2 protein-coding genes are annotated in these 6,843 nt (G+C 49.1%); both read right to left on the bottom strand.

The features are described from left to right. Positions 1-65: 65 nt before the first annotated feature. Complete coding sequence (locus tag B1A85_RS21115; RefSeq protein ID WP_104548692.1) at positions 66-1,463, bottom strand: CheR family methyltransferase; 1,398 nt, start codon at positions 1,461-1,463, stop codon at positions 66-68. A 22-nt stretch (positions 1,464-1,485) separates the two neighbouring features. Beyond that, positions 1,486-6,591: an ATP-binding protein gene (locus B1A85_RS21110; RefSeq protein ID WP_104548691.1), complete on the bottom strand. Its 5,106-nt coding sequence runs from the start codon at positions 6,589-6,591 to the stop codon at positions 1,486-1,488. Positions 6,592-6,843 lie beyond the last annotated feature (252 nt).

The raw sequence follows: 6,843 nt of genomic DNA, 5'->3' as shown, positions 1-6,843 counted from the left end.
AGAATTAAGCTTCCATGATGTCTAATACCAATATCCTTAAAAAAGAGCTACAAATAATCTCTCCCCTACTCCTCTGCTCCTCTGCTCCTCTGCTCCCTTCTATACGTATCTTCAGCAAGAATTTGAATTTCTTGCTGCGCGGATTCTAATTTAGTTTGTGTTGCTTGCAGTGCTTCAGAAACTCTTTTTAACTGTGCATTTGCGTATTCGAGTTGCTCTGTTAGCCGCTTGCACTCAGTTTTATCAACAAACGTCACTATGCTTCCGAGTAACTGCTTTTTAGCATTTAAGACAGGTGCGATCGCCACCTCAAAATATTGAGTACCTTGTGCAGTGTTCCGCTCAATATCCTTCAATTTCACTGGACGACGATGACAATATAAAGTTTTTACCGAGGTATGAGCAGCAATAAGTTTCCCAGGTTCAAGTTCGTGAAACGGGTAGTTCCAGTCATCAAGCGTTAAAGCAAATAATATATTTGCTTGCTCATTAGCACCAACTAAGCAACCGCTAAGATCGACAGCAAATTGAGCAACGCCGTTAGTTTCAAATGCAGTTTGCCAGAATTGAGTTTGGCTTGTCGGCGGTTTGGCTGATGGCGCTTTACGAGACGTCGGATTAATCGCTAAATGATCTTCTAGTTCTAGCTTTAAACCTTTGGCATAAATCTGATGCTTCATATGAACTGGTGTAAAAATTTGCTTGCGATTAACCAGCGTTTCTGACTTGCCTAGAAATAAAAAGCCAGTCTTTTTGAGTGCGAAATGAAAGCGAACTAGGATTGATGCTTGCGCCTCAGGATTGAAATAAATCAGTACATTACGGCACACTAGTAAGTCAATCTTGGAAATCGGAGCATCTTGCGTCAAGTCATGAAGCCCAAAGATGATTTTTTGACGCAGCATGGGGCGAACAACATAATCTTGGTCAGTTTGTTCAAAGTATTTTTCGAGCCAATCGCGTGGAATGCTACTCACTTCTAGAGCGCTATAAGTAGCTTGACGTGCCTGTTTTAGGGCAGCTTCGTCAGCATCCGTTGCGTAGCACTGGACTCGTTGCAGGCAAGATTCGATACCGAGGGTTTCGGCTAATAAGATCAGGAGGCTGTAGATTTCTTGTCCAGCAGCACAACCTGCACTCCAAACACGAATTGGTTCGTCGGGTTGTTTGCTCGCAATAATTTGGGGAATAATGTCGCTCGCTAAATAATCCCAAGCATCGCGATCGCGAAAGAAACTGGTGAAGTTGATGAGAACATCGTCGAGGAGTGCAAGGTACTCTTGCGCATGGCGGTGCAAATACTGTAAGTAGTGTTGATAGCTATCAATATTGAGGTTCTGCATTCGGTGCCCAAAGCGCCGCATTAAAGTCGAGCGTTTGTAGCCCGTCAAGTCACATCCTCGGTTGTGCTTAAGGTAGTCTAATAACGCTTCAAATTCAGGATTGGCTTCAAGCAGGCTCATGGGATAGGAATTGGGGTGTGCATTAGTGACTGGTTGCTAAAAGCGGTAGTTTGACGATGAAAGTGGCTCCTTGCCCTTCTCCTGCACTTTCAGCATGAATCGTACCTTTGTGAAGTTCGACTAAATGGCGGGCGATCGCAAGCCCTAATCCCAACCCCTTCACACTCGTTGATTCGGCTTGACGAAAGCGTTCAAACACGTGGGGCAGAAAATCGGCGGTAATCCCAACCCCCGTATCGACAACCTGAATTTGGGCGTAAGCGGTATCAACCCTTGACAGTTCCACTGTAACGCTGCCTGATGGAGTAAATTTAATCGCATTCGTCAAGAGATTACACATAACTTGCACGAGGCGATCGCGATCGCCCATCACGACTAAAGATTCAGCATTGTGCCAAACTAGATCGATTCCTTTCGCTGCTGCGGTGTGAGTAACAGTCGCGATCGCCGTTTCAATCACCGATTGAAGTTCAACTGGCTGAGGATGCAAATGCAGTTTACCTGCACTGATGCGGGAAATATCGAGCAAGTCTTGCACAAGTTTGGCTTGCAGCAAGGCGTTACGCTCAATCGTATCCAAGGCTTTGGTCAACATCGACGAACTAAGGGGACTATCTCGTAGCAAGCGCGTCCAACCGAGAATTGATACTAAAGGAGTATTCAGTTCGTGAGAAACTGTTGATAGTAATTCATCTCTGTTGCGGATTGTGCTTCTTGCCTCATGCAGTGCTTCAGAACGCAGTTGTGCCATTTGCAGATGGGCATTGACGCGAGATATCAGTTCTTGAGCCGAAAAAGGTTTGATCAAGTAGTCATCTGCACCTGCGTCTAGTCCTTCGACGATCGCTTCTTCTCCAGCACGCGCCGAGAGCAAAATGACGGGAATTTCTCTGGTACGCGGATCGGCGCGCAAGGCATGAAGCAATCCAAATCCATCTAATCCAGGCATCATCACATCACTCAAGACGAGATTAGGCACTCGTTGGGCGATCGCTGCTAATGCTGCTGCTCCATCGGCAACCGCTTCTACCGCAACATGTGCGCTCAAAATTCGTGTCAGATAGTCTCGCATATCCGCATTGTCATCCACAACGAGAACTCGCGTATCAGCGAGCATTTCTCGCAATCGATCGTTTGATCGCCAAAGTTCGGCTTCTTGCACGTAAGGAACTGCCCCAACTGCGGTTGAACTTAGCGTGCGGGATGCTTTGATCTGCTCCTGCGGCAAGTGTTCTACTCCGAAGGGAAGCGCAATCGTAAAACAAGTTCCCTGTCCAGGCGTGCTGCTGACATCGATCGTACCACCGAGTACTTGCACCAATTCATGCACGAGCGCTAACCCAATACCAGAACCTTCATGCGATCGCGCAGCATGGGGTTTGTCCAATCGTACTTGATAAAATCGCTCAAACAAATGCGGCAGTTCTTCTGGTGCAATTCCAATTCCAGTATCTTGAATCTCCAGAACGACGTGACGATCGACAGGATGCAGCCTCACGCTAATTTCACCCTCTTGCGTAAACTTAAACGCATTGGAGATCAGATTCAGCACAATTTTTTCCCACATTTCGCGATCGACATACACTGGCTCAGGTAGCGGTAGACAATCGACAATGAGCCGCAGTTCTGCTTGCTCGATCGCTGAGCGAAAGACGGAAGCTAATTCGGCGGTGAACGTTGATAGATCCGTCGGTTCATAAACGGCTTCAATCCGTCCAGCTTCGATGCGGGAGAAGTCGAGCAGGGTATTAACCAGTTTTAGCAGCCTATTCGCGTTGCGCTGGGCAAGTTCTAAGCGTTCGCGTTGCGCAGGTGGCAAAGGATGCGCGCGATCGCTCAAGGCATCTTGTAGAGGAGCCAGCAACAGTGTTAAAGGCGTGCGGAATTCGTGAGAAACGTTGCTGAAGAAGAGAGTTTTAGCGCGATCGAGTTCTGCTAGTGCTTCTACTCGTTGGCGTTCTTGTTCGCGGGCAGATTGCTCTCGAAATCGCTGAATTTCCGATTCCCGCAAGGCTGCTTCAGCACGGGCGCGTTCAACCGCTGCCCAGGTGCGATCGGCAGTTTCCTCGGCGATGGCAAGCTCCTCGTCCGTCCAATTGCGCGGCGTGGCATGGTGAAGCCCGATCCCAACAACGAATCGACCGTCCTTAATGAGCGGGATGCCGACGAAGGAGCGAAAGCCGAGCGCGTCGTAGGCAGCAAGTTCGGCTGCGCTAACGCGGGGATCGGTGGCGACATTGGCAACAGCGAGGGTTTGTCCGGCGCGGAATGCTTCTTTGACGTAGACCCCGAAATCGTCCATCCGGACGCGATGGGCGACAGGTGGAGCGCCGTTCGTGTAACCACCCGCTGAGACGAGGTGTTCATCGTCGGGTTCAGCCTCGTAATACTGCGCCCGCAGGACTCCGAGGTGTTCCCCCAGCACGCGCATAGCTTCAATCTGAATCTTGGCGGGGTCGGCGATTGGGCGTAGCCGATCGGCAAGCGTGAGCAGAAACGCCTGTCGTTTTTCGGCTCGTTTGCGATCGCTAATATCTTTGAAAATGACTGCGAGGCGAGGTTCGCCTTCAATCCGAAAGGCATAGATTTCCAAGATGCGTTCGAGGCTAGAAACTTCGAGTTCAAACCGAATCGGTTCACCTGTTTTCAACACATTCTCATAAATCTCGTATCCCACTTCCGGTGCATCAGGAAACGTCTCGCGAAGCGTTTTTCCAAAAAAATCACTGATGCCAGTTTGCACTGCAAATGCCGGATTCACTTCCAGGTAGCGAAAATCAATCAGCTCCCCTGCCACTCGTTCAATGATGCAGAAGCCTTCGTCAATGGAATTGAACAGCGATCGATATTTTTCTTCCGATCGGGCGAGAGATTCTTCAGCGTGGGCGCGGTTCACGGCTGCCCAAGCGCGTTCGGCGGTTTCTTGTGCCAGTTCTATTTCTAGCTCAGTCCAGTTTCTTGGCGTGCTTTGAACTAAACAAAAAATACCGACTGGCTTGCCGTTTTTAATCACGGGCACATCGATAAAGGAAATCACCTGCAACTGGATGCAAAGCTGCCTGAGTTCCTCGTCTACCCGATCGCTTGTATACACATCAGACACAATAAATGGATAACCTGCATCCACTACGGCTTTAAAAATGGCAAAGCGCGAGAGCGAATACACCCCTGCAACCGAAGGCAAATCTTCACGAGCAGCGTCACGCAAGATGATGGCATTGTCATCCTCGATTTCGCAGTAGTAGCACCTGTCCGCCCCAAAGTAATTTATAGCGGTTTGGGTGACAGCTTCTTGAATCTCAACCGGATTGGCAAGGAACCGCAGCGCATCGCTGAGTTTCAGCAAGAAGGTCTGATGCTCTTCGCTTTCGCGCAACGCTTCTTCTGCCTGTTTGCGCTCGGTAATGTCATCAAAGATGATGGCAATTTGCCGACTCCCCACACCGCCAACCCGCGAAGCGTAAGCGGTATACCAGCGTTGAGTATCTTCGCTGTAGTTCTCGATGCGAAGCGGCTCACCTGTCTGCGCTACTCGGCTATAAGCTTCGATCCAATAGGATTCTGTTTTCGGAGCGATCTCGCTGCCCAACTTGCCTGCGGCATTTTTGAGACCCGTCAGCCGCTCGAAGGCTGGATTGCCTTCTAAAAAGCGGTAATCAGTGACTTCACCCGCCTCGTCATCAATCAATTCAATGATGTGGAAGCCTTCGCCCATCGCATTAAACAGCGATCGATATTTAGCTTCCGATTCCCGCAAAGCTGCTTCGGCACGTTTGCGATCGCTGATGTCGTTGAATAGTATGCCGACTTGCGCGAGCGCGGGTTCGCCAACGCGGAAGGCGTAAACGTCATACCAACGGTTAAGCTGTTCGGCGCGATTCTCGAAGCGGATGGATTCGCCCGTCGTCGCTACGCGCCCGTAAATTTCAAACCAATGCGCTTCGTGCTGCGGCGCAATTTCGCGTATCCGTTTGCCGACGGCGTTCTTGATGCCCGTTTGTTTCTCAAACGACGGGTTAATATCTAAAAAGCGGTAATCAACGGGTCTTTCATTTTCGTCAAACAAAACTTCGATGATGCAAAAGCCTTCGTCGATCGATTCAAACAGCGATCGGTATTTCTCCTCGGATTCGCGCAAAGCTGCTTCGGCACGTTTGCGCTCGGTCACTTCGAGATTAAAAATCGTGATGCCGTTTTCGGTTGGGTAGACGCGCACGTTGTACCAAGCATCAAATGGCGGAAAATAAGCTTCGATCGCGCCTGGAACTTTTGTTTGGGCGACTTGCAGATAAAGTTGACCGAACGGCGTTTCTTCGTGTCTGGGCAAACTTGACCAGATTGTTCTCCCTTGCAATTGCTCTGGCGTGCTGCCCAAAATCTGCGCGCCTTTGTCGTTGATGTAGGTATATCGCCACTCGCGATCGAGCGCGGCAAAGGCATCCGTAATGCTTTCTAGAATGTGGCGGTTGCGCTCTCCTAATTGTCTGATTTCTGCTTCCGCTCGTTTGCGCTCTCTAATTTCGGCTTCTAAGGCAACGTTGGCAGCTAGTAATTCCTTGGTTTGTCGCTGATTCAAAAGTAGAGCGGCAGCAGTAAAGTCTGCTAAACTTGTCATCAGTCGCACATCTTCTGAGTCAAAATGTCGCTGCTCGTCATGCGACATAATCCAAATAGTACCGAGAGCATTATTGTCGGCAATCAGAGGCAATACCAGTCCTTCGACGACCGGCGTATTGGCTTGTTGAAAGTAGGTGAAATATCGTTCGGGATGAGAAAAAAGTTGGGGTGTGCCGCGCTCCAGGCAAACGCCACAAAGGCTAAAATTGCGAGGAGTAGTGCCACCGACGTAGTGTGCTAGTGTTCCTGCTAAGACATTCCAACGGAAGATTTCTTCGCCATTAGTCGTTTCCAGCAAACTCACGCCTGCGGTTCCAGCAGTGCACAATTCTAGCGCCATGTCAACTAGAGTTTGGAGCATTGTTTCCTGCTGATTTGCTAGCTGCCGTGCTAGCGCATGCAATGCTTGATTTTCTGCTTGCAAGTTAGGAGTACGGGGCGATCGCCGCGACAATTCCTCAGTAATTAAAATGTCGTTCAGGGTAACAGTTTCAGGTTGAGAACGTTGCATGGCTTTTATGGCTCTGGCAATTTATGGCAGGGTTCAGAGTTAAACTCCCCTCAGGGACATCAATACAAGCTTCGATAACGGTCTAACTGTATTGACTAGAGCTATAGCAAATTGAATTAAAGCGAGGCATTGGTTTTATCGTTTTTTCAGTTGTCACAACTTCAATTAGGTGAAGTGAATTTATTGCGGCTAAACCATAAGTACAGGCAATGTGTTTGGCTTAAACAATTTGCTTTAGTTGAGTTAGCCCAG

The organism is Chroococcidiopsis sp. TS-821 (assembly GCF_002939305.1).
GTDB lineage: Bacteria > Cyanobacteriota > Cyanobacteriia > Cyanobacteriales > Chroococcidiopsidaceae > Chroogloeocystis.
This window is presented reverse-complemented; position numbering and strand designations above follow the sequence as displayed.

What these genes read in the sequence shown, in the direction of transcription:
- B1A85_RS21115 (WP_104548692.1), bottom strand. Translation starts at nt 1,463, where the DNA reads ATGAGCCTGCTTGAAGCCAATCCTGAATTTGAAGCGTTATTAGACTAC.
- B1A85_RS21110 (WP_104548691.1), bottom strand. Translation starts at nt 6,591, where the DNA reads ATGCAACGTTCTCAACCTGAAACTGTTACCCTGAACGACATTTTAATT.